The organism is Nocardioides taihuensis, from assembly GCF_042657275.1.
In the GTDB taxonomy this organism is placed as follows: Bacteria; Actinomycetota; Actinomycetes; order Propionibacteriales; family Nocardioidaceae; genus Nocardioides; species Nocardioides taihuensis.
Genome location: NZ_JBHSKD010000015.1, coordinates 89,925 through 110,065, shown reverse-complemented (window position 1 = coordinate 110,065; position 20,141 = coordinate 89,925). Strand labels below are relative to the sequence as shown.

The following is a 20,141-nucleotide window of genomic DNA, read 5'->3' as shown; positions in this document are numbered from 1 at the left end:
CCGGGCGCCGCCCCGCCGCCGCCCGCTCCGTCGGCCCCGGTCGGCGAACCCGCTGCCGACGCGCCGACCATGCCGGCCACCGCGCCGCCCCCTCCGCCGCCCTCGTGGGCCGGCGGCGACACCTCTTCCTGAGGCGGGCCCGACCCCGGCCACCGCCGAAGCGGGGTCGCGCCCCGACCACGGGTAGCCTTGCCTGTCGTGGCAGGACCGGACTTCGACCAAGAGATCAAGCAGCTCCACGCGACGCTCAGCACCATCGGACAGGTGCTCGACCTCGACGGGATGCGCGCCGAGATCGCCGACCTCGGGCAGCAGGTCGCCGCGCCCGACCTCTGGGACGACCAGGACAACGCCACCCGTGTCACCGGCCGCCTCTCGACGCTGCAGGGCGAGCTCGACCGGTTCAGCGCCCTCGCCTCGCGTGTCGACGACCTCGAGATCATGGTGCAGCTCGGCCAGGAGGAGGGCGACGCCGACGCGATCGCCGACGCGGAGCGCGAGCTGGTGTCGATCAAGAAGGCCGTCGAGGTGCTCGAGGTGCGCACCCTGCTCTCCGGTGAGTTCGACGCGCGCGAGGCGCTGGTCACCATCCGCTCCGGCGCCGGTGGCGTCGACGCCGCGGACTTCGCCGAGATGCTGATGCGCATGTACATGCGCTGGGCCGAGCAGCACAAGTACTCCGTCGAGGTCTTCGACACCTCCTACGCCGAAGAGGCGGGCCTGAAGTCCGCCACCTTCGCGATCCACGCGCCCTACGCCTACGGCACCCTCTCGGTCGAGGCCGGCACCCACCGGCTGGTGCGGATCAGCCCCTTCGACAACCAGGGCCGCCGGCAGACCAGCTTCGCCGCCGTCGAGGTGGTGCCGGTGCTCGAGCAGACCGATGAGATCGAGGTCGACGAGAACGACATCAAGGTCGACGTCTACCGCTCCTCGGGCCCGGGTGGGCAGAGCGTCAACACCACCGACTCCGCGGTCCGCCTCACGCACCTCCCGACGGGTCTGGTCGTCTCCTGCCAGAACGAGAAGTCGCAGCTGCAGAACAAGGCGGCCGCGATGATCGTGCTCAAGGCCAAGCTGCTCGCGCGCAAGAAGGCCGAGGAGAAGGCGCAGCTCGACGAGATGCGCGGCGACGTCGCGGCCAGCTGGGGCGACCAGATGCGCAACTACGTGCTCAACCCCTACCAGATCGTCAAGGACCTGCGCACCGGCTACGAGGTCGGCAACCCGCAGGCGGTCTTCGACGGCGACCTCGACGGCTTCCTCGAGGCCGGCATCCGCTGGCGCCGCGGCGCCGAGAAGGCCGCCGCCAGCTGACCCTGAGTGGCTCGCTCGGGCAGAGGCGGCGGCCGGTCCGGGCTACTTGTGGGCCACCAGCACGCAGAGGTACCACGTGCCGTGGCGCTTCTTGGCGCCCGCGCCCATGCGGCGCGAGGGGGCGTCGAGCAGGATCGCGCGGTGGGCGTCGGAATGCATGAGCCCGCGGCGGACGGCGCCCCGGGCCTTCTTGTAGCCGGCCGCCACGGTCTCGCCGACGTAGGTCATGCCGCAGCGCGACTGCACGGTCTCGAGCCGCTGGTGGTAGAGCGTCTGCTTGCGCGCCATGCGGCGGGCCTGGCGCTGGGCGAACTTGTCCAGGCAGGCCCCGCGCTTGAGCGCGTGCAGGTCGCGGTCGGTGCGTACGTCGTTGACGTTGCGGGCCGCGACGTTGCGGTAGACGGTGGCGGTGACGGCCTCGGCCGGTGAGCTCACGCCCACGGCCACGAGGCCTGACCCGACCATCGCCACCAACAGCAGGACGGTCAGACGCAGGTGCTTCACGGCGGTTCTCCCTCCCGAATCGCGCAGTGCTGCGCAGGACCCCCGTGAACTCTGGCCGTCTCCCTGCCCGTATGGGGAGGATCTCAAACCAGGAACCTCGCTGGTCGAGACCACCGGACCGCCGCGCCGGAGTCTCTCAGCCGCCCGCAGCGCCGAGCACGGCAGCGCACCAGCGGTCCGCCCGGGCGGCCAGGTCGGCCTCGTCGGTGCCGGGGCCGGCCTGCACCTCGCAGGTCAGCCAGGCGTCGCCGAAGAGCCCGCGGTACGACGCCACGAGCGCGCCGTCGTCGCCGGGGGAGCGGCACAGCAGCGCGGCCCCGGGCTCGCCGAACGGCGCCGCGTCGGGCAGCGGACGGCAGCCGGGCCGTCGTCCCTCGGCGCGCGCGACCGCCCGGGCCCGCTCGGTGGTGACGGGTGGGGCGAACACCCAGGCCTCGGCCGCGGCGGGCGCGGCGCCGCGCCAGGCGCAGCCGTGCTCGTGGGCCACGTCCGACCCACCGGCGACGGCGACCGCGTCCCCGTTGTCCCACGAGCGCGACGACTCCGCCGGACCGTCGAGCGCTGCCTCGACGGCGGCGTCGGGCACCGCGTCGCAGAAGGACCCCCGCGCGACCGTGACCGCCCCGGGGGCGACGTCGGCGAGCGCGGGCGTGCTCGCGACCTCCGGCGTCGGGGTGGGTGCGGGGTCGTCGTCACCGCTGCAGCCGGTCAGCACGAGGAGGAGGGCGGCGACCGTGGACCCGGGCACGGTGCGCCGTGTCGTGGGGCGGAGACCGGACATGGCCGCCAGAGTACGTTTGAATGGCCGACGATGAGCGCGCCACCCGACGTCCAGCACCTCGCCGAGGGTCTCCTCGCGGGGCTGCCCGCGCACCGTCGGCAGACCTTCTCTCTCCGCCTCGACCGCTGGTGGCCCGACCTGGTCGCCGGCCTCGCCGCGCTGTACGACGACCCGCTCGCGGTCGCCGACCGGCTCGTGCGCGTCGCGGCCGACGGCTACGCCGCGCGCCCGCCCGACCTGCTGCGCCTCGACGAGCAGCGCCTCCTCGAACCCGACTGGCTCCAGCAGCCACGCCAGCTCGGCTACGCCTGCTACGCCGACCGCTTCGCCGACGACCTCGCCGGTGTCGGCAAGCGGATCGACCACCTCGAGGACCTCGGCGTCACCTACCTCCACCTGATGCCGCTGCTGCGCCCCCGCGACGGGGACAACGACGGTGGCTACGCCGTGCAGGACTTCCACTCGGTGCGCCCCGACCTCGGCACCCGCGACGACCTGCGCGACCTCGCCACCGGGCTGCGCGGGCGCGGCATCAGCCTGGTCCTCGACCTGGTGCTCAACCACGTCGCCGCCGAGCACGCCTGGGCGGTGGCCGCCCGCGCCGGGGACCCGGCGTACCGCGCGTTCTTCCACGTCTTCCCCGACCGCACGCAGCCCGACGCCTACGAGCAGACGCTGCCCGAGGTCTTCCCCGACTTCGCGCCGGGCAGCTTCACCTTCGACGCCGAGCTCGACGGGTGGGTCTGGACGACCTTCAACGAGTGGCAGTGGGACCTCAACTGGGCCAACCCGGCGGTGCTGGAGGAGTTCGCCGACATCGTGCTCGACCTCGCCAACCTCGGGGTCGAGGTGCTGCGGCTCGACGCGATCGCCTTCCTCTGGAAGCGGCTGGGCACGAACTGCCAGAACCAGCCCGAGGTGCACGCGATCACCCAGGCCCTGCGCGCCGTGGCGCGGCTCGCCGCGCCCGCGGTCGCGTTCAAGGCCGAGGCGATCGTGGGCCCGCACCACCTCGTGCAGTACCTCGGCTCCGGCGCGCACGTGGGCCGGGTCAGCGACCTCGCCTACCACAACAGCCTGATGGTGCAGGTCTGGTCGATGCTCGCCGCCGGCGACACCCGGCTGGCCCGGCAGGCGCTCGGCTCGCTGCCGCCGGTGCCGACCACGTCGGCCTGGATCACCTACGTGCGCTGCCACGACGACATCGGGTGGGCGATCTCCGACGAGGACGCCGCGGCGGTCGGGCTCGACGGCGGTGCGCACCGGCGCTTCCTCTCCGACTGGTACGCCGGGGAGTTCCCCGGGTCGTGGGCCGAGGGCCTGGTCTTCCAGCACAACCCGGCGACGGGCGACCGGCGGATCAGCGGCACCGCGGCCTCGCTGACGGGAGTCGCCCGCGACGAGGACGCCGGCCTGGCGCGGATGTTCCTGGCGCACGCGGTCGTCGCCGGGTGGGGCGGCGTCCCCGTGGTCTGGAGCGGCGACGAGCTCGCCCAGCCCAACGACCCCGCGTGGGCCGACGAGCCCGGTCACGAGGACGACAACCGCTGGGCACACCGCCCGCGCCTCGACGCCGAGCGTGCGGCCGGTCGCCACGACCTGCGCACGGTCGCCGGGCGGGCGTTCAGCGGCATCGCCCACCTCGCCCGGGTGCGGGCCGGCCTGCCGCAGCTGCACGCCTCGGCGGCCAGCGAGGTGCTGGCCGACACCGACCCGGGCGTGCTCGCGGTGCTCCGCCACCACGCGAGCGGGCCCTTCGTCGGGCTCTACAACGTCACCGCCACCTGGCGCCCGTTCCCGGCCTCACGACTCCGCGACGCCGGCCTCGCCGCGCCGTACGACGCGATCGGCGGACACGCGCTCACTGCCGGGGACGACGGGCTGGTCTGGCTCGCGCCGTACGCCGCAGTGTGGGCGGTCGAGACCGCCTGACGCCGCGGCCCGACCTGCGCACGACGGGGGTCCGCCGGACCTGCCACCCGGTCGCGTACCCTCGGACCAGTGATTCGCTTCGAGAAGGTCACCAAGACCTACCCCGGCCAGGGCAGCCCCGCACTCGACCAGCTGACGGTCGACGTGGAGAAGGGCGAGTTCGTCTTCCTCGTCGGCGCCTCGGGGTCCGGCAAGTCCACCGCGCTGCGCCTGGTCCTGCGCGAGACGCGACCGACGTCGGGGCGCGTCTACGTCGCCGGCAAGGAGATCAACCGGCTCGCGGGCTGGAAGGTGCCGCGGCTGCGCCGCCAGATCGGCACGGTCTTCCAGGACTTCCGCCTGCTGCCCAACAAGACGGTCTCCGAGAACGTCGGCTTCGCCCTGCAGGTGATCGGCAAGAAGCGCTCCGAGATCTCCGCGGTCGTCCCCGAGACGCTCGAGCTGGTCGGCCTCGAGGGCAAGGGCGACCGGATGCCCGACGAGCTCTCCGGCGGCGAGCAGCAGCGGGTCGCGATCGCCCGCGCCTTCGTCAACCGGCCGATGATCCTCATCGCCGACGAGCCCACCGGCAACCTTGACCCCGCCACCTCGGTCGGGATCATGAAGCTCCTCGACCGGATCAACCGCACCGGCACCACCGTCCTGATGGCCACCCACGACTCCGGGGTGGTCGACCAGATGCGCAAGCGCGTCATCGAGCTCGAGCACGGCCGCGTCGTGCGCGACCAGGCCCAGGGCGTCTACGGCTTCCAGCACTGACCGCCACCCCGACCGACCTCCCACGGTTACCTGACGGAAGAGAGCCAACCCGAGCATGCAGCTGCGTTACGTCTTCTCCGAGCTCGGACAGGGGCTGCGCCGCAACCTGTCGATGCACATCGCGGTGATCCTGACCCTGTTCGTGTCGCTGACCCTCGTCGGCCTCGGCGTGATCCTCAACCAGCAGGCGGTGCGCGCGGCCGAGCAGTGGGGCAGCGAGCTCCAGATCACCGTCTTCCTCTGCCGCGCCGACGACGACAACCCCGGCTGCACCGGTGAGGTCACCGACGCGCAGAAGAAGGCGATCATCGACGTCGTCGAGAACAACCCCGAGGTCGCCGACTACCGCCTCGAGTCCAAGGCCGAGGCCTTCGCCAAGGTCAAGGAGCTGCTCGGGCCCGAGAAGTTCGAGGGCAGCAACCCGGCGGCCACCGAGGACGACATGGCCGAGTCGATCTGGATCACGCTCAAGGACCCCGACAAGTACCAGGGCATCACCAGTGCCGTGGTGGGGCTGGACGGCGTCGACACGATCCGCGACCAGCGCGACGTGGTCGGCCCGATCCTGCGCTCCATGGACGCGCTGCGCACCGGAGCGCTGCTGATCGCGGCGTTCCTCGTCGTCGCGGCGATGCTGCTGGTGGCCAACACCATCCGGCTGGCGGCGTTCGCGCGTCGCAAGGAGATCGGCATCATGCGGCTGGTGGGCGCCTCGACGCTGTTCATCGCGCTGCCGTTCCTGCTCGAGGCGGTGGTCACCGCGCTGATCGGCGTGGCCCTGGGGGCCGCGGCCCTCGCCGGCTTCATGTACTTCGGCGTCGAGCAGCGGCTGCGCGACTTCATCGGGTTCATCCCGTGGGTCGGCTGGTCCGAGTTCGCGTACGCCGTGCTGGTGATCGCGATCCTCGGGCCGGTGCTGACGCTGATCCCGACACTCGCGCTGACCCGCAAATACCTCAAAGTGTGATCCCGGGCCGTTACCTTCGAACCGTTCTCTTTCCCGAACATCGAAGGCAGACCCGGTGCGCACCTTCCCCCGTACCGCACGCCGACGCTGGGCCGGGGCCGTCGTGGCCACGGCACTGGCCATCGGTGCGCTGACCGCCCCCCTCGCGAGCGCTGACGACGACCTCAAGGACCGCAAGAAGCACGTCGAGTCCAGGATCCGGTCGGCCAGCCACGACCTCGACGAGTCCAGCGGCCAGTACCGCCGGGCCGCCGCGCGTTTCGAGGCGGCGCAGGCCGAGCTCGACCAGGCCACGAGCGCCTATGACGCAGCCCGGGTCAAGCTCCAGGTCGCCCGCGTGCGCGACCAGGAGATGCAGGACAAGCTCGACGCCGCGGTCGCCCGCCTCGACCAGGCGCAGGCCGACCTCGACGCCGGCCAGGTCGCCGTGACCGACCAGCAGGACAACCTCTCCGACACGGTCGTCGACATCTACCAGGGCGAGAACTCCGACCTCGTCGCCGTGTCGTCGTTCCTCAACTCGCAGACCACCGAGCAGCTGACCCGCCAGGAGGAGCTGCAGAACGTCATGGTCGGCCGCGAGGCGCAGGCCTACGACAGCCTGCGCGCGGCCGAGGTGCTGCTGCAGGTGCGGGAGGACCAGGTCTCCGACGCCCGTGACGAGGTCGCGGTGCAGCGCGAGCAGGCCGCCGAGCACCTCGTGGAGATGAACGAGCTCAGCGACCAGGCGAAGGCCGCCCGCGCGCACTACTGGGACGTCGTCCGCACCACCCGTGAGGCCAAGCAGGACGCCGCTGCCGCCAAGCGCAGCGACGCCGCCAAGCTCGCGCAGCTGAAGAAGCAGGAGCAGCGGATCCAGGAGCGCATCATGCGCGCCGCCGCCCGCAGCCGGGGCGGGTACCACGGCGACGCCGGCGGCTTCCTCACCCCGCCGGTGCAGGGGCCGGTCACCTCGCCGTTCGGCTGGCGGGTCCACCCCATCTACGGCTACTGGGGCCTGCACGACGGCACCGACTTCGCGGTCTCCTGCGGCGAGGGCATGGTCGCGGTCGCCGACGGCACGGTGCTGTCGAGGTACTGGTCCGACGTCTACGGCAACCGGCTCTACGTCGGCCTCGGTCGCGTCAACGGCCACTACCTGACCGCGGTCTACAACCACGCGACGGGCTACCGCGTCAGCGTCGGCGAGCACGTGAGCCGCGGCGAGGTCGTCGGGTACGTCGGCAGCACCGGCTGGTCCACCGGCTGCCACCTGCACTTCACGCTGCTCGTCGACGGCAAGGCCGTCGACCCGATGAACTGGATGTAGCGGCAACCGACGGCGACGAGTGCACGGCGGCGCGAATGCCGTTGACCGCCTCTGGGAGACTGGCCGGATGCCGAAGGAGAAGGGACGCAACGTCGTCGCGTCCAACAAGAAGGCTCGGCACGACTACCTGATCGAGGACACCTACGAGGCCGGGCTGGTCCTCACCGGGACCGAGGTCAAGTCGCTGCGCCAGGGGAGGGCCTCCCTCGTCGACGGTTTCGTCGACATCGAGCAGCACGAGGCGTGGCTGCACGGCGTGCACATCCCGGAGTACACCCAGGGCACCTGGACCAACCACGCCGCGCGCCGCAAGCGCAAGCTCCTGCTCAACCGCGCCGAGATCGACAAGATCGAGCGCCGGGTCGCGGAGAAGGGCCTGACGGTCGTGCCGCTGCAGCTGTACTTCAAGGACGGCCGGGCCAAGGTCGAGATCGCGCTGGCCAAGGGCAAGAAGTCGTGGGACAAGCGCCAGTCGCTGGCCGAGCGGCAGGCCGACCGTGAGAAGCAGCAGGCGCTGGGCCGGCACCTGAAGGGCATGCGTGACTGAGCCCGGCGCCGACCCGGAGGTCGCGGCCGTCCGGTCGTTCTGGCAGGGGCTCGGCCTGCCCGGGCTCTACGACGTGCACGTGCACTTCCTGCCCGAGAACGTGCAGCGCAAGGTCTATGCGCAGTTCGACGAGGCCGGGCCCAGGATCGGGCGGGCCTGGCCGATCCGCTACCGCGGCACCCACGACGAGCGGGTCGCCCACCTGCGCGAGCTCGGCGTGCGGCGGTTCCCGACCCTGCCCTACGCGCACCGGCCGGGGATCGCGTCGTACCTGAACGGGTGGGCGCGCGACTTCGCCGCCGACAAGCCCGACTGCCTGTGGTCGGCCACCTGCTACCCGGAGCCGGAGGCCGCGGCGTACGTCGCGGAGCTGGTCGCCGACGGCGTCGAGATCTTCAAGGTGCACGTGCAGGTGGGGGAGTTCCACCTCGACGACCCGCTGCTCGACCCGGTCTGGGGCACGCTGGCCGACGCCGGCACGCCCGTGGTCGTGCACGCCGGCTCGGGGCCGGTCGGCAACGCCTTCACCGGCCCCGAGCCCCTGCACCGGGTGCTGAGGAGGCACCCGCGCCTGACTGCGGTCGTGGCACACCTCGGTGCTCCGGAGTACGCCGAGTTCGTCTCCCTGGCCGAGCGCTTCGAGCGGGTGCACCTCGACACCACGATGGTCTTCACCGACTTCTTCGACGTCGAGGCGCCGGTGCCGTCCGAGGTGATCGCGCGGCTGGGCGACCTGCGGCCCAAGGTGCTGCTCGGCTCCGACTTCCCGACCATCCCCTATCCCTACGCCCACCAGCTCGAGGGGCTGGTGCGCGCCGGCTTCGACGACGACTGGCTGCGCGACGTCTGCTGGCACAACGGCGTGCGGCTGCTCGGGCCCGCCGACCCCAGGTGAGGGCGTCGCAGATCGCGTCGTCGACCAGACCGGGCTCGAGGGCCTCGTGGATGCCGTGCGCCTCGGCCACCGTCTCGAAGTCCTTCCCCGGCTCGTAGGTGACCGTGCCCGTGTCGTGGATCCGGAGCGGCCCGCCGGTGCCGGACCGGCCGAGCCAGATCGCGCCGACCTCGGTCAGCGTCCGGTCGCCAGCTGGCCGGGCACGGCGTAGGCGTAGTGCCGGTTCCAGTGGCCGGCGATGGTGAACGACGGGCCGGTGCCGTCCCCGGTGAGCGTGAAGACGTCGGCGGGGTAGTCGAGGTGGACGACGGTGCGCAGCGCCAGCCCCTCGCTGTCGTGCCAGCGGGTCAGCTTCTCGTGGCCGCTGCCGGTGACCCAGACCTCCTGGCCGTCGCAGGACGGCCCGATCGGCTCGCGGTAGCTGACCCCCCTTCTCGCCGGTGCAGACGATCGCGGCGGCAGTGACGAGCGGCCTCCTCATGGTTCCTCCCCCGTGGGACCCGACTGGTCTCCCGCTCCTTCCTCGCGCGAGTCGGCCCGCGCGATGACAGCCGGTGGCAGGATCGCTCCTGTGGCCGACCCCTTCGCGACCGTCGCAGCCGAGCGGCGTGCGCTCGCGGACCTGCTGGAGTCGCTGAGCGAGGAGCAGTGGGCCACCCGCAGCCTGTGCGGCGCGTGGACGGTCAAGGACGTCGCGGCGCACGTCATGATCGGGCCGACGGTGTCGACGCGCGAGTTCCTGGTGGCGATGGTCCGTGCGGGCGGGCGGTTCGGGGTCGCCAACCGGCGGATGGTCGAGGCCCGCGCCCGGCTGTCGACCGCGGAGCTGGTCGCGATCATGCGCGAGCACGCCGACAGCCGCTTCCGGCCGCCCACGATGGACTGGCACGCGCCGTGGACCGAGATCCTCGTGCACCGCGAAGACATCGCGGTGCCGCTGGGCGGCTTCCCGCGGCCGGTCGAGCCGTGGGGGCCGGCGCTCGACTTCCTGGTCAGCGACGCCGCGGTCCGGGGCTTCCGGGCCAAGGGGCTGCCAGCACTGCACTACGCCGCCACCGACCTCGACTGGTCGTACGGCGACGGCCCGGAGGTGCGCGGCCCCGCGGCCGCGCTGGCGCTCGGGATGGCCGGCCGCCCGGTCGCCCTGGAGCGACTCACCGGGGACGGCCTCGATAGGTTCGCTGTCTGGGTCAGGCGCGAGTAGGACCTCGGACCCTGACGCTCGGGAGGGAATCGGTGTTGTCTGGAGTGGTGCCGGCTGTGCACATCCGCGCGGCCCTCGCGCCGTACGGCGCGTGGGTGCGGGCGTGTGCGCTGGCCGAGCTGGTGGGCATGACGGCGGCTGCCGCCGCCGCCGTGTCCGCCGCGGCGCTCGCCGACCGGTCGGGGACCCTGGGTTCGCCGGCGGTCGGCCTCCTCGTCGTGGTGCTCGGCGGCGTGGTCGAGGGCACGGCCCTCGGCTGGCTGCAGTCCCGGGTGCTCGGCGCCTGGCGACCCGACCTGCGCCGCGGCCGCTACCTGCTGGCCACGGTCGTCGTCGCCGGCCTCGGCTGGGCCGCGGCCTCGGCGCCCTCGGCGCTGTCGGGCGACGACGACGGCGCGACGCCCCCGCTGCTGCTGATGGCAGCGATGGCTGTCGGCCTCGGACTGGTGATGGGCGCGGTGCTCGGCGCCGCCCAGGCCTGGGCCCTGCGCGGCGCGGTGCGCCACCCGTGGCGCTGGGTCGCGGCGTCGGTGTGGTCGTGGCCGCTGCCGATGGTGGTGGTCTTCGCCGGTGCATCCCTGCCCGGCGACGGCTGGCCCACCTGGCAGGTGCTGCTGGTGGGCCCGGTGACCGGGCTCGTGGCGGGCCTGCTGCTGGGCGCGCTGTCCGGCTGGTTCCTGCCGTCGCTCGACGGGCTGTCGGCGAGCGGGCGGATGGTGCTCGCGGTGCTCGGCGGCCCGTTCAGCCGCACCCTCGACCGCCGCCTGATGGGCCTCGCGGTCACCGGGCTGCGCACCGGGCAGGTCTACCGCCTGCCCGTGCAGTTCGCGCTCGGGCCCGACGGGCTGGTCGTCGTCCCCGGAGGGGCGCCGGGCAAGACCTGGTGGCGCAACGTCGGCACGGACACGGGAGTCCGGGTGCTGCTCGAGCGCGGCTGGCACGACGCCCACGCCGCCGTGCTCGAGCCTCACGACTCGCCGTACGGCCGCGCCCGGGCGGCGTACCTGCGCTGCTTCCCGGGCGCCCACCTGCCCCTCGACCAGCCGATCGTGCTGGTCACCCTGCCCGCGGACGACGTCGTCCTGCCCTCCGACTGAGGCCGGGCGGGGCAGCCGGCGGGGAATGCCCGCGCGGGCGTCGGGGTTGGGCCACTAGACTGGAACCACAACTCAAGAGGGGCTGATCGGTTTCGACTTGGGACGTCAGTTCCAGGGGAAGCGGGTCGAGGAGCCAGCGTCATCTCGTAAACGCTCGCTGGAAACCAATAACTGCCAACGCTAAGCGCAGTTCCTTCGCTCTCGCCGCCTGAGCGGTGATCGAAGCGTCAGACCGGGCATCTGTCTCCGTCCCGGACCCTGGCGTCGACTAGGAGACTTGCTGCTCATTCCAGGTCACGGAGGATGAGCGGGACTTTCCCGTGACTGAGCCTGTCGGGGACGTGTCCGTGCGAGCCCCGGGGCCGAGAAAAGCGACACCACGGACTGCACCCGGAGAAGACCTGGTTCGACGCTCGAGGACGCGGGTTCGATTCCCGCCAGCTCCACAACGGGGTGTTCGCGAATAGACCGGCGAACGCTCGCGAAAAAGTTGGCACGGCTCCCTGTCACGCCTCGCGTGGCGGGGAGCCGTGCGCATTGCAGGCTCCGCGAGCGCCCGGGCGCGTGCGTCTCGGGATAGTCAGGTGCCCGGGGCCCGAGGGCTCGTGAAGTACCAGAGATGGGTTCTATCGGGAGTCGGCTGCGGCAGCTTCACGGCTCAGAAGTTGCTAGCAGTCGCCGGGACACTCTCGCTCGAGGGCCTCGATCGTCCGGTAGAAGTACTCCTCAGCGGGTCCGGGGGAGAGATAGACGCGCGAGATGTGCATGCCGCCGCCGTGCCGGGTGGTAACGATGATCCACAGAAAAATGGGCGCCAGGTCGTCGACGAAGTCGGTCGTGTTGACGAAGAGGGACACCTCTCCGAGCACTCGCTGGCACCGGTGCAAGTACGCGGGGCCGAACGCGCCGATCATGCGCGTGCTGGGCAGCTTCCAGGGCTGGCCCACTCCGTCCCGGAAGGGATCCTCTGCGCCAGGGTTCCAAGGCCCATTGTCGGAGTGAACGATGCCTGACCCTCCTGCGCTGATGCTGTCGAGCTCGTCGAGAAACCCGTCCTCGACCCCGGGGGTTGGTCAGCAAGTCACGACCAACCTGACTGTCTGTGCCGGTGATGGTTTCCAGGGCGTAGTCGGGCAAGTCGATCGGAAGCAAGGGCGGTGTGATGGTTGTGGTGCACATGAGACGCCTCCCGGCGGTCGAAGGATGTGGACGTCCGTCGACAGTGCGGGGTCTCCGCTGGCGGGCAATCAACGCACCGGTGACTGGGTTGCTCCCTTGGAGGGCGAGCCGTGGTGACGAGCCGTGTACCTGGCCTCCGTGGAACCCTCAGTCGAGACCTCGCGCGAGTGGGAGCCTCGTGGCAATCCGCCCAGAGTGACTCGCCAGGACGTGATGGTTCACTCTCAGATCTTCATGGCGGCCTTTGCCGCGATATCGGCGGCATGGCGTGACGGTCAAGCCGCTGATTGTGAACGGTCCTGCCGATGTGAGGTCGAGCGATCACGACGGAAGTCGGAGATAGACCTCACCATCGGGAGGATCGAAGGGCGTGTGCCAGGGAACGAAACCGAGGGCAGCGCACATCCGTTCCATCCCTGCGTTGTCCGCCCGGTGGCTGGTGGCGACCATCTGCACGTCGGGGTCCATCCGCAACCGCCGCACCAGTTCGACCATCGATGCCCGGCCATAGCCCTGGTGCTGATGCTGTTCTCCGATCAGCAGGCGCAGTATGAAGCCCACGGACGCCACGACCTCCGTGACCGCGAAGCCGACGGGTGGGGCCTTCGGATCGGGCAACCCGAGTTGCGAGCCGTCGTAGATGGCGAACGCGGTAAGGGCTGGGTTGACGTCCACCTCTGCGAGCGACTTCTCAACGGTCGCGATCAGATGTTGCTGCTCCGGTGCTGCGCGCAAAGTGAGCACGCTCGCCCAGTCACCGGGGCCGAGTCGGCGCAGGTTCACCTCGGTCATGCCGCAGAGTCGACCACAAGTCAGCGCGTAGGTCCTCACATGCCGCTGTCCGCTCGCGCACATGCGGATGAGAGTGCCTGCTCCACCGGGCTCGGGGACGCCATACTCGGCGCTGTGGAGCAACTGATCAGACGGTTCTATGAGGACTTGTGGAACCGTTGGGACGACGACGACATCGAAGACCTCCTTGATGAAGACTTCGTCTTCCGTGGATCTCTGGGCACGGAGACCAAAGGCCTTACCGAATGGCGCTCTTACCGCGAGGCAGTCCGAGCGGGGTCATCCGACTTCCACAACCACATCGTCACCCTGCTTGTCGACGGCGACCACGCGGCAGCAAGGCTGCGCTACACCGGAACCCACACCGGCCACCTGGCCGGCCTGGCACCGACAGGACGTCGGTTCACCGACTCCCGCGCTGCCTTCTTCACCGGCAACGGGGGCCGACTCACCTCGGCATGGGTTCTGGGCGACCTCACAACACTGCATGAACAACTGAGCTGACGGCTCAACGCCCATGGTGAGTCGTCCTATCGCACTCTCATGCCGCGTTGGGGGCGGCGACGACTGAGTGGACTGGGCGGGAGCTCAGCTCAGCGCAGCAGGCCGTAGGCGTGGGTGGGCGTGACCCGCACGACCACCCGCGCCTCCTGAACCATCGCGGCGCGGTAGGCCTCCCAGTCGTCGTGCTCTCCCGCCAGCGAGCGGTAGAGCTCGACCAGCTCGTCGGTCGCCGCGTCGTGCGGTTCGGCCGCCACCTCGGAGAGGCTGACCTCGCCCTCGACGACCGCGTAGGACCAGAAGCTGTCCCCGTCGACGTGCACCGCCGCCCACGGCGTGCGCCGCAGGTTGGCGTACTTCGCGCGACTGGTGGTGATCGACACCCGGATCACGTCGTCGTCACCGACGCCGGCGAGGACGTTGGACAGCTGCGGCTTCCCATCACGCTTGATGGTCACCAGGACGGCCTGGTGGTTGCGGCGTACGGCGGCGAGGGCGTCTGCGATCTCCATGCGGACGATCTTGCCCCGCCGTCGGGAACTCAGCCGAGCACCGCTCAGGCCGCTGACTGCGCGGTCGCGCCTATGATGGGGCCGCGAGAAGTTGCGGGTCGTGTGCCTGAGGACGCGCTATAGGGGGTTCTCAGGCACACGACTCGAAACCTCGACCGACGCACTCACATGCCGCTGGTCGCGCGACGGCACCCGCGTCACTCCGCAGCTAAGGCCCAAGCCTGAACGCGCATCCGATCCTCAGTGTCAAAGCTGGTTGAAGCGATAGCGTGCCGAGATGAGCAATCCTCGTAGTCTGACTCAAGAGGAGGCGCGCGAGCGCGCTGCGCTCATCGAGGTCCAGCGTTACGACCTCGAGCTCGACATGACAGGACTGGCGTCCGGCGACGAACTCCGCGCAACCTCAACCATCACTTTCTCGGCCACCGCGTCCGGGGCGACGACGTTCGTCGACTGCTTGGGCGAGGTGGAAGAGGCGGTGCTGAACGGCAAACCGCTGGCGAACGGCTCCCCGCCGCACGGGCGCATCGAGCTCCCGGACCTCGAGCCGGACAACGTGCTGGTCGTGCGCTCGGTGCAGTGCCGTACCGCCGAAGGCCAGGGCGTGCACCGTTCAGTGGACCCCAGTGACGGCGAGGTCTACGTCTGGACGAGTTTCGAGCCGGATGACGCCCGAGTGGTCTTTGCCTGCTTCGACCAACCCGATCTCAAGGCGGTCTTCGGCATCACCGTGCTGGGGCCCGAGCGGTGGTTGGTCACGAGCAACTCCGGCCACGCGTCGATCAGCACGGTCGACGGTGTGAGCACGTGGGTCTATGCCGACACGCCACCGCTGTCGACATACGTCCCGGTCGTCAACGCCGGACCGTTCGTCGAGCTGCGCAGCACGCGCAATGGCTACGATCTCGGCCTCTTCGTGCGGCGCTCTCTCGCACCGATGCTGGAGCGCGACGCCGAGGAGCTCTTCGATCTCACCGCGAGAGGGCTGGCGTTCTACGGCGATCAGTTCGCGCTGCCGTTCCCTCAGTCGCGCTACGACCAGGTTTTCGCACCCGAGTTCGGAGGTGCGATGGAGAACTACGGCTGTGTCACCTGGAGTGACCGTTTCATCCATCGCGATCCGCCCTCGTACGCCGAGCGCGAGCTTCGAGCCCTTGTGTTGCTGCACGAGATGGCGCACATGTGGTTCGGCGACATGGTCACCATGCGCTGGTGGGACGATCTCTGGCTGAACGAGGCCTTCGCTGAGTGGGCCTGCGGGTGGGCCGGCGAAGCCTGTACCGAGTTCACCGACGCGTGGGCGGGGATTCTTGCCACCGACTGGCCGTGGGCGTACGCCGCGGACTGCGCGCCGACCACCCACCCGATCCGCCAGGAGATCGCCGACGTCGCAACCGCTGCGGCCACGTTCGACGCCATCACCTACCCCAAGGGCGCGGCCGTGCTCAAGCAACTCGTCGCCTTCGTCGGCGAGGACGCTTTCGTCCAGGCGTTGAGAAACTACTTCCGCAACCACGCCTGGGCGAACACCACCCTTGACGACCTGGTCGGGGAGGTCGCGTCGGCGAGTGGTCGCGACCTGTCCGGGTGGGTCAAGGGCTGGCTGGAGACTTCGGGCACGGACCGTCTGACCCTCGAACGCCAGGATGACGGACTGACCCTGGTTGCGACGCCGCCAGCCGGCCGGGCACCGCTGCCGCACCGCCTGCGGATCGGGGCGTACACCGACGGGGATGACGGATTCACTCTGGTCGAGACGCTGTCCGTGGAAGTGACCGGCGTAGAGACCAAGATCGATGGCGGCTCCAACGCTGACCTGATGCTGGTCAATGACGACGACCTGACCTTCGCGTCGGTGCAGCCCGACCCGGCTTCGCTGGAGTTGCTGTTGTCTCGCGGGGGCGAGCTCCCCACAGCGGTGGGACGCACACTCGCCCTGACAACGGCCTGGGGCCTGCTCTACGACGGCGAGCTGACCGCCCAGCAGTTCGTCGACTGCGGGGTGGGTGTGCTCACCTGCGAAACCACGGAATCGGTGATCGAGCCCTCACTGGGCCTACTCGTTGACACGGCAGATCTGTGGGCTGCCCCCTCAGTGCGCGATCGGCTGCTCTCACAAGTCGCCGATCTCTGTATCTCCTTGGCGGACAGGTCGGACCGTCGGCTGGCGGCGCTTCGTGGGCTCGCGCAGAGCGCCACGACGCCTGCGCAGCTTGAGGCACTGTCCGTCCATGCGACCGAGCCCAACCTCCGCTGGCGACGGCTCATCAGGCTCGCCGAGCTTGATCAGTTCGACGAGTCCGACCTCGAGCAGTTGCTCGCCGAAGACCCAGACCCCGACGCCTGGATGAACGCCGCGCGAGCACGCGCCGCCATGCCGTCGGCAGAGGCGAAGGCTCAGGCGTGGCAGGCGGTGGTGGACGACCGCAAGATTCCCCCGGACTTCCTCTACGAGTTCGGGTGTGCCTTCTGGCGGCCCGCGCAGGAGGATCTGTTGACGCCCTACGCCGAGAAGTTCTTGCAGTCCCTTCCACAGTTCGGGGACTCCGGCACGATGTGGGGTCTCAGCCTGGCGGGTGCATTCCATCCCGCGGTTGGGGGCGAGAAGGGCTTCCTTGACCGACTCAGCGATGCCGCCGGTGACGACGGTGTCAGTCCGGTCGTGCGACAGAAAGTGCGGGAGCGCAACGATCGGCGCCGTCGACGCGAGATCGCTCGCGCCCGCGAGTGAGGGCGGCCCTGCCCGCACGCACGCTGGCGGTGGCGCGTCATACCGCCGCGGTCCGGGCTCTCTCGAGATCCCGGACCTGGCCGATGGGCTTGCGGCATGGCGGTCGTAAGTCACCGTTCGCTGGGGGGCCAGAAACTACCGCCGCGCGGTCCTCGATCTACTGGATCATCAGCGACAGACCGAATGGGACCAGGCCCGCGGCCATCGTGATGGCCGCGCCGAGGTTCACGATCTCGGCGCCGTCGGGGAATCCGATGAACAGCACCCCCACGAGCAGGAGAATCGCCACCCACGGGGAGGTTGCCCCTGAAGCGAGGGCCGCGATGGCCAGCACAGCGAATCCAAGGGGGATCAAGACAATGCCCCACAGCAGCCACAACCACCCCTTCTTCGCGAAGATCGCAGACAGGGCTGGTCTCGCGGCCGCAAACTCGTCGTCACTGAGGCCCTCCAGAGCACTCATGGTCAGACACAGGGCGCCCTTGTCGGCAGCAAGGCAGACAGTGCCGAGCACGGCCAGGACCGTGCCAACGAGGCCTGCCCAGCTGGCGCCGTGGCTCGTCACGACACTCCCGAGATACAACGCCACGACGATCATCAACCCGGCGTTGAGGGTCACGAGACCGTGTCCGGCATGGAGCAGGCGCCTTCCTCGAGACCGATCGATCAACTCCTCTGGACGCAGGACCCGCGGCCGCAGCAGCCCAGGATGGGTCGCGAACGCGAAGACGAACACCAGTGGCACGACGACGAAGGCCAACCCAGTGCCGAGCCTGGCCGCGTCGGCGGCGCTCATGGTGGCGAGCTCGCATGCGTGCTCATGCATCGAGTTTCGCCGGGGCGTCACGCGCCCTCCAGAGTCCAAGGACCTCCAGCGTCCTTTGTCCGAGCGCGGTGGAAGGCGGAGCCATCAGGCTTCGAGCCCGGGGACCGCCCGCGTCAGACCGCCGCGAACTGGCCAGCTCGGCCGGCCAGTGGATGTGGAAGTGCTTCGAAGAAGACCCATCGCCGCGCTCTCGCTTTGTGGAGGATCGACCCGCAGAGTCCTGCCAGGGAGCCAGACGGGTTGCCTGAGGGAGCTGTCGGCGGGGTGCCCACGGCCCGCAGGTCGACGACCGGACCGAAGGGCCGGTGCGCAGAGTCTGTGCCAGACTCGGGCAGACCGCGGACCCGTGAGAGGAGTTCGCGGGGAGGAGTTCGCGTGATCGACGTCGGCCAGAAGATCCGGAACAGCCGCTACTGGCGGGGCCTCGTGATCGCGGTGGTCGTCGCCGCCTCGCTGTCGGCATGCGGGGAGGACTCGCCGATCACGGTGCCCTCGCCCACGGGGTCCTTCACCAGGACCGGCCTCACATCGCTGCCCACCTCGCTTCCGAGTCGGACGCGGACCACCGAGCCGGACGCGACGCTTGAATCCAGTACGACCCGGGAGACGACGAGCGAGCCGACGTCCGAGGAGACATCCGAGGAGACGACCTCCGGGCCCACATCGGAGCCGACGACCGCCACGGTCACCCGCGAGACCGAGGTGACGGCGACTTCCTCGCCAACTCCCACCGACGACGCCACCGATGCGGGGAAGAAGGGGAAGGACAAGAAGGCAGAGGGTGACGGTGAAGACGACGGGACGCCCCCGTGGATCTGGTGGGTGCTCGCCGCTCTCGCGGTGGCTGGGGCGGTCCTTGCACTCCTGTTGCCTCGGGCGTTGCGCCGCCGCCGGTGGGACGCCGAGCTGGCCTCGAGCGTGACCGAGGCCCGCTGGCTGGCAGGCGAGCTGCTGCCGCAGCTCCAGCAGGCGTCGTCGGTCGCCGAGGTCGCGGGTGGGTGGCAGGTCAGTGCCGGCCGGGTCGCTGCTCTGGAGGACCAGCTGACCGGCCTGGTGTCCTCGGCCCCGGATGAACCACGGCGGGGACGGGCCACCGAACTTCGCGACGCCGTCCGCGCGGCCCGCGGGGAGGTCGACCGGCTCATCACTTCCGGCACGTCGCCGTCTCCCTCCCGCGAGCTGAGCGCCATTGCCAGCCGACTTGCCGCTGCCCTCGACCCCGCGACACCCCCCAACTGAAGTCGCGTCGACTGATTCCTTCAGCGAAGCCCCACCCGCCCGCCCCGCGAGCCGAGCGCCGGCCTGAGACCCACCCCCTTCCGCCGCGTGCCAGCGACTGTGTTGCCGAGGAGCAGATGCCCGCTGAGGAGGCGACTCCGATCGGCGCAGACGGCCGGGAAGAGCCTGTGTGATCAAGAAGCGTGTCTGCGCCCTGGCTCGTCGGTACAGTCACCGAGTGACCCGCCACGTCGACGGGAGCCCTACCATGCTGGGGTGATGCGGCGACGACCATGCTGAGTTCCTGGAGAGGTCGCTGGCGGCGACTGTCCAGGCGCCATCAGGTGTACGTCGTCCTCTCCGTCCTGGTCGCCTTGCTGTGCTTGGTTGCGGCCATCTCGTACATGGCCGACGGCGACGGTCTCTCGGTGGTGGACGCAGCCAACCCGGCGCTGACGTACGTCGGCGTGTTCGCCCTGGTCGCTCTCGATGGCGTGGTGCCGATCTTCCCCGGCGAGACGACGCTCAACGCTGCAGCCACCGCCGCAGCTCAAGGTGCCCTCGACCTCTGGCCCGTGATCGTGGCGGGAGCCCTGGGTGCGATCGTGGGCGACTCAGCCCTCTTCTGGATCGCCCGACGGTCCGCACGCCGGGTCGGGCCCCAGCTGGAGCGGGCGAAGGCCAACGCCAAGGTCGCCCAGGCACTCGAGATCATCGACTCCAGCGCCCCGGTCCTGATCATCGGTGGACGGTACGTGCCGGGGCTGCGCTTCGTGGTCAACGCCACGATGGGTCTGTCCACGATGAGGTACCGCCGGTTCCTGGCCTGGTCGGCCGTGAGCGGGGCACTGTGGAGCACCTACACGTGTGTCCTCGCCTACAAGATCGGCCTCAACCTCGGCGAGTATCCTCTCGCGTCGGTGGTCATCTCCGGCCTGGTCACGACCGTCGCGATCGCGGTGGTCTTCGCCACCGTTCGGCACCGTCGAGCCCAGGTCGCGGCGCAGCCAGACCTGCCGATGCCGTAGGGCGCCGGGTTTTTCGGAGTCGGCAGTCAGCCACCCGGTTCT

At 70.4% G+C, this 20,141-nt stretch carries 19 protein-coding genes and 1 other RNA gene; 14 read left to right on the top strand and 6 right to left on the bottom strand.

The window, feature by feature from the left end:
- Positions 1-198: 198 nt before the first annotated feature.
- Positions 199-1,317: a peptide chain release factor 2 gene (gene prfB, locus ACFPGP_RS13795; protein ID WP_378591028.1), complete on the top strand. Its 1,119-nt coding sequence runs from the start codon at positions 199-201 to the stop codon at positions 1,315-1,317.
- 42 nt (positions 1,318-1,359) lie between these two features.
- On the opposite strand, the gene ACFPGP_RS13790 is transcribed toward prfB, so the two are convergent.
- Positions 1,360-1,821, bottom strand: a complete 462-nt coding sequence (locus ACFPGP_RS13790; RefSeq protein ID WP_378591026.1) for a CAP domain-containing protein — start codon at positions 1,819-1,821, stop codon at positions 1,360-1,362.
- Between the two features lie 136 nt (positions 1,822-1,957).
- On the bottom strand, positions 1,958-2,602 hold the full coding sequence (locus tag ACFPGP_RS13785; RefSeq protein ID WP_378591025.1) for a hypothetical protein: 645 nt from the start codon (positions 2,600-2,602) through the stop codon (positions 1,958-1,960).
- Positions 2,603-2,632: 30 nt separating this feature from the next.
- On the opposite strand from ACFPGP_RS13785, the gene ACFPGP_RS13780 reads away from it, so the two are divergent.
- The 9 genes from ACFPGP_RS13780 to ssrA all read left to right on the top strand — a co-directional run bounded on the left by ACFPGP_RS13780 (position 2,633) and on the right by ssrA (position 11,761).
- Positions 2,633-4,534 (top strand): alpha-amylase family protein, encoded by a 1,902-nt coding sequence (locus ACFPGP_RS13780; protein ID WP_378591023.1) that lies wholly within the window; start codon positions 2,633-2,635, stop codon positions 4,532-4,534.
- Positions 4,535-4,603: 69 nt separating this feature from the next.
- The gene (gene ftsE / locus ACFPGP_RS13775) at positions 4,604-5,293 is read left to right on the top strand and encodes a cell division ATP-binding protein FtsE (RefSeq protein WP_378591021.1); all 690 of its coding nucleotides are present in this window, start codon (positions 4,604-4,606) and stop codon (positions 5,291-5,293) included.
- Between the two features lie 55 nt (positions 5,294-5,348).
- Positions 5,349-6,260 (top strand): permease-like cell division protein FtsX, encoded by a 912-nt coding sequence (gene ftsX, locus ACFPGP_RS13770; RefSeq protein WP_378591019.1) that lies wholly within the window; start codon positions 5,349-5,351, stop codon positions 6,258-6,260.
- Between the two features lie 55 nt (positions 6,261-6,315).
- Positions 6,316-7,569: a peptidoglycan DD-metalloendopeptidase family protein gene (locus tag ACFPGP_RS13765; protein WP_378591017.1), complete on the top strand. Its 1,254-nt coding sequence runs from the start codon at positions 6,316-6,318 to the stop codon at positions 7,567-7,569.
- A 67-nt stretch (positions 7,570-7,636) separates the two neighbouring features.
- Positions 7,637-8,116 (top strand): SsrA-binding protein SmpB, encoded by a 480-nt coding sequence (gene smpB, locus ACFPGP_RS13760; RefSeq protein WP_378591015.1) that lies wholly within the window; start codon positions 7,637-7,639, stop codon positions 8,114-8,116.
- The gene (locus ACFPGP_RS13755; RefSeq protein ID WP_378591013.1) at positions 8,109-9,011 is read left to right on the top strand and encodes an amidohydrolase family protein; all 903 of its coding nucleotides are present in this window, start codon (positions 8,109-8,111) and stop codon (positions 9,009-9,011) included. The genes smpB and ACFPGP_RS13755 overlap by 8 nt, the downstream gene beginning before the upstream one ends.
- A gap of 571 nt (positions 9,012-9,582) precedes the next feature.
- The gene (locus ACFPGP_RS13750; RefSeq protein WP_378591011.1) at positions 9,583-10,215 is read left to right on the top strand and encodes a maleylpyruvate isomerase family mycothiol-dependent enzyme; all 633 of its coding nucleotides are present in this window, start codon (positions 9,583-9,585) and stop codon (positions 10,213-10,215) included.
- Positions 10,216-10,262: 47 nt separating this feature from the next.
- Positions 10,263-11,312, top strand: coding sequence for a PNPOx family protein (locus ACFPGP_RS13745; RefSeq protein WP_378591009.1), 1,050 nt, complete (start codon positions 10,263-10,265; stop codon positions 11,310-11,312).
- 78 nt (positions 11,313-11,390) lie between these two features.
- Positions 11,391-11,761, top strand: a transfer-messenger RNA (tmRNA) gene (gene ssrA / locus ACFPGP_RS13740).
- 219 nt (positions 11,762-11,980) lie between these two features.
- On the opposite strand, the gene ACFPGP_RS13735 is transcribed toward ssrA, so the two are convergent.
- On the bottom strand, positions 11,981-12,226 hold the full coding sequence (locus ACFPGP_RS13735) for a hypothetical protein (protein ID WP_378591007.1): 246 nt from the start codon (positions 12,224-12,226) through the stop codon (positions 11,981-11,983).
- A 586-nt stretch (positions 12,227-12,812) separates the two neighbouring features.
- Complete coding sequence (locus tag ACFPGP_RS13730) at positions 12,813-13,283, bottom strand: GNAT family N-acetyltransferase (protein WP_378591005.1); 471 nt, start codon at positions 13,281-13,283, stop codon at positions 12,813-12,815.
- A gap of 114 nt (positions 13,284-13,397) precedes the next feature.
- Between ACFPGP_RS13730 and ACFPGP_RS13725 the strand changes: the two genes are divergently transcribed.
- Complete coding sequence (locus tag ACFPGP_RS13725) at positions 13,398-13,787, top strand: ester cyclase (protein ID WP_378591003.1); 390 nt, start codon at positions 13,398-13,400, stop codon at positions 13,785-13,787.
- A gap of 89 nt (positions 13,788-13,876) precedes the next feature.
- Here the strand turns inward: ACFPGP_RS13725 and ACFPGP_RS13720 are convergent, their stop codons facing one another.
- On the bottom strand, positions 13,877-14,296 hold the full coding sequence (locus ACFPGP_RS13720) for a PPOX class F420-dependent oxidoreductase (protein ID WP_378591001.1): 420 nt from the start codon (positions 14,294-14,296) through the stop codon (positions 13,877-13,879).
- A gap of 277 nt (positions 14,297-14,573) precedes the next feature.
- On the opposite strand from ACFPGP_RS13720, the gene pepN reads away from it, so the two are divergent.
- Positions 14,574-17,027, top strand: a complete 2,454-nt coding sequence (pepN, locus tag ACFPGP_RS13715; protein WP_378590999.1) for an aminopeptidase N — start codon at positions 14,574-14,576, stop codon at positions 17,025-17,027.
- 157 nt (positions 17,028-17,184) lie between these two features.
- Here pepN and ACFPGP_RS13710 read toward each other — a convergent pair whose 3' ends face one another.
- Positions 17,185-17,823, bottom strand: a complete 639-nt coding sequence (locus tag ACFPGP_RS13710) for a hypothetical protein (protein ID WP_378590997.1) — start codon at positions 17,821-17,823, stop codon at positions 17,185-17,187.
- Positions 17,824-18,228: 405 nt separating this feature from the next.
- Between ACFPGP_RS13710 and ACFPGP_RS13705 the strand changes: the two genes are divergently transcribed.
- Together ACFPGP_RS13705 and ACFPGP_RS13700 are read left to right on the top strand one after the other, a co-directional pair.
- Positions 18,229-19,092, top strand: coding sequence for a hypothetical protein (locus ACFPGP_RS13705; RefSeq protein WP_378590995.1), 864 nt, complete (start codon positions 18,229-18,231; stop codon positions 19,090-19,092).
- A 323-nt stretch (positions 19,093-19,415) separates the two neighbouring features.
- Positions 19,416-20,099: a DedA family protein gene (locus tag ACFPGP_RS13700; protein WP_378590993.1), complete on the top strand. Its 684-nt coding sequence runs from the start codon at positions 19,416-19,418 to the stop codon at positions 20,097-20,099.
- Positions 20,100-20,141 lie beyond the last annotated feature (42 nt).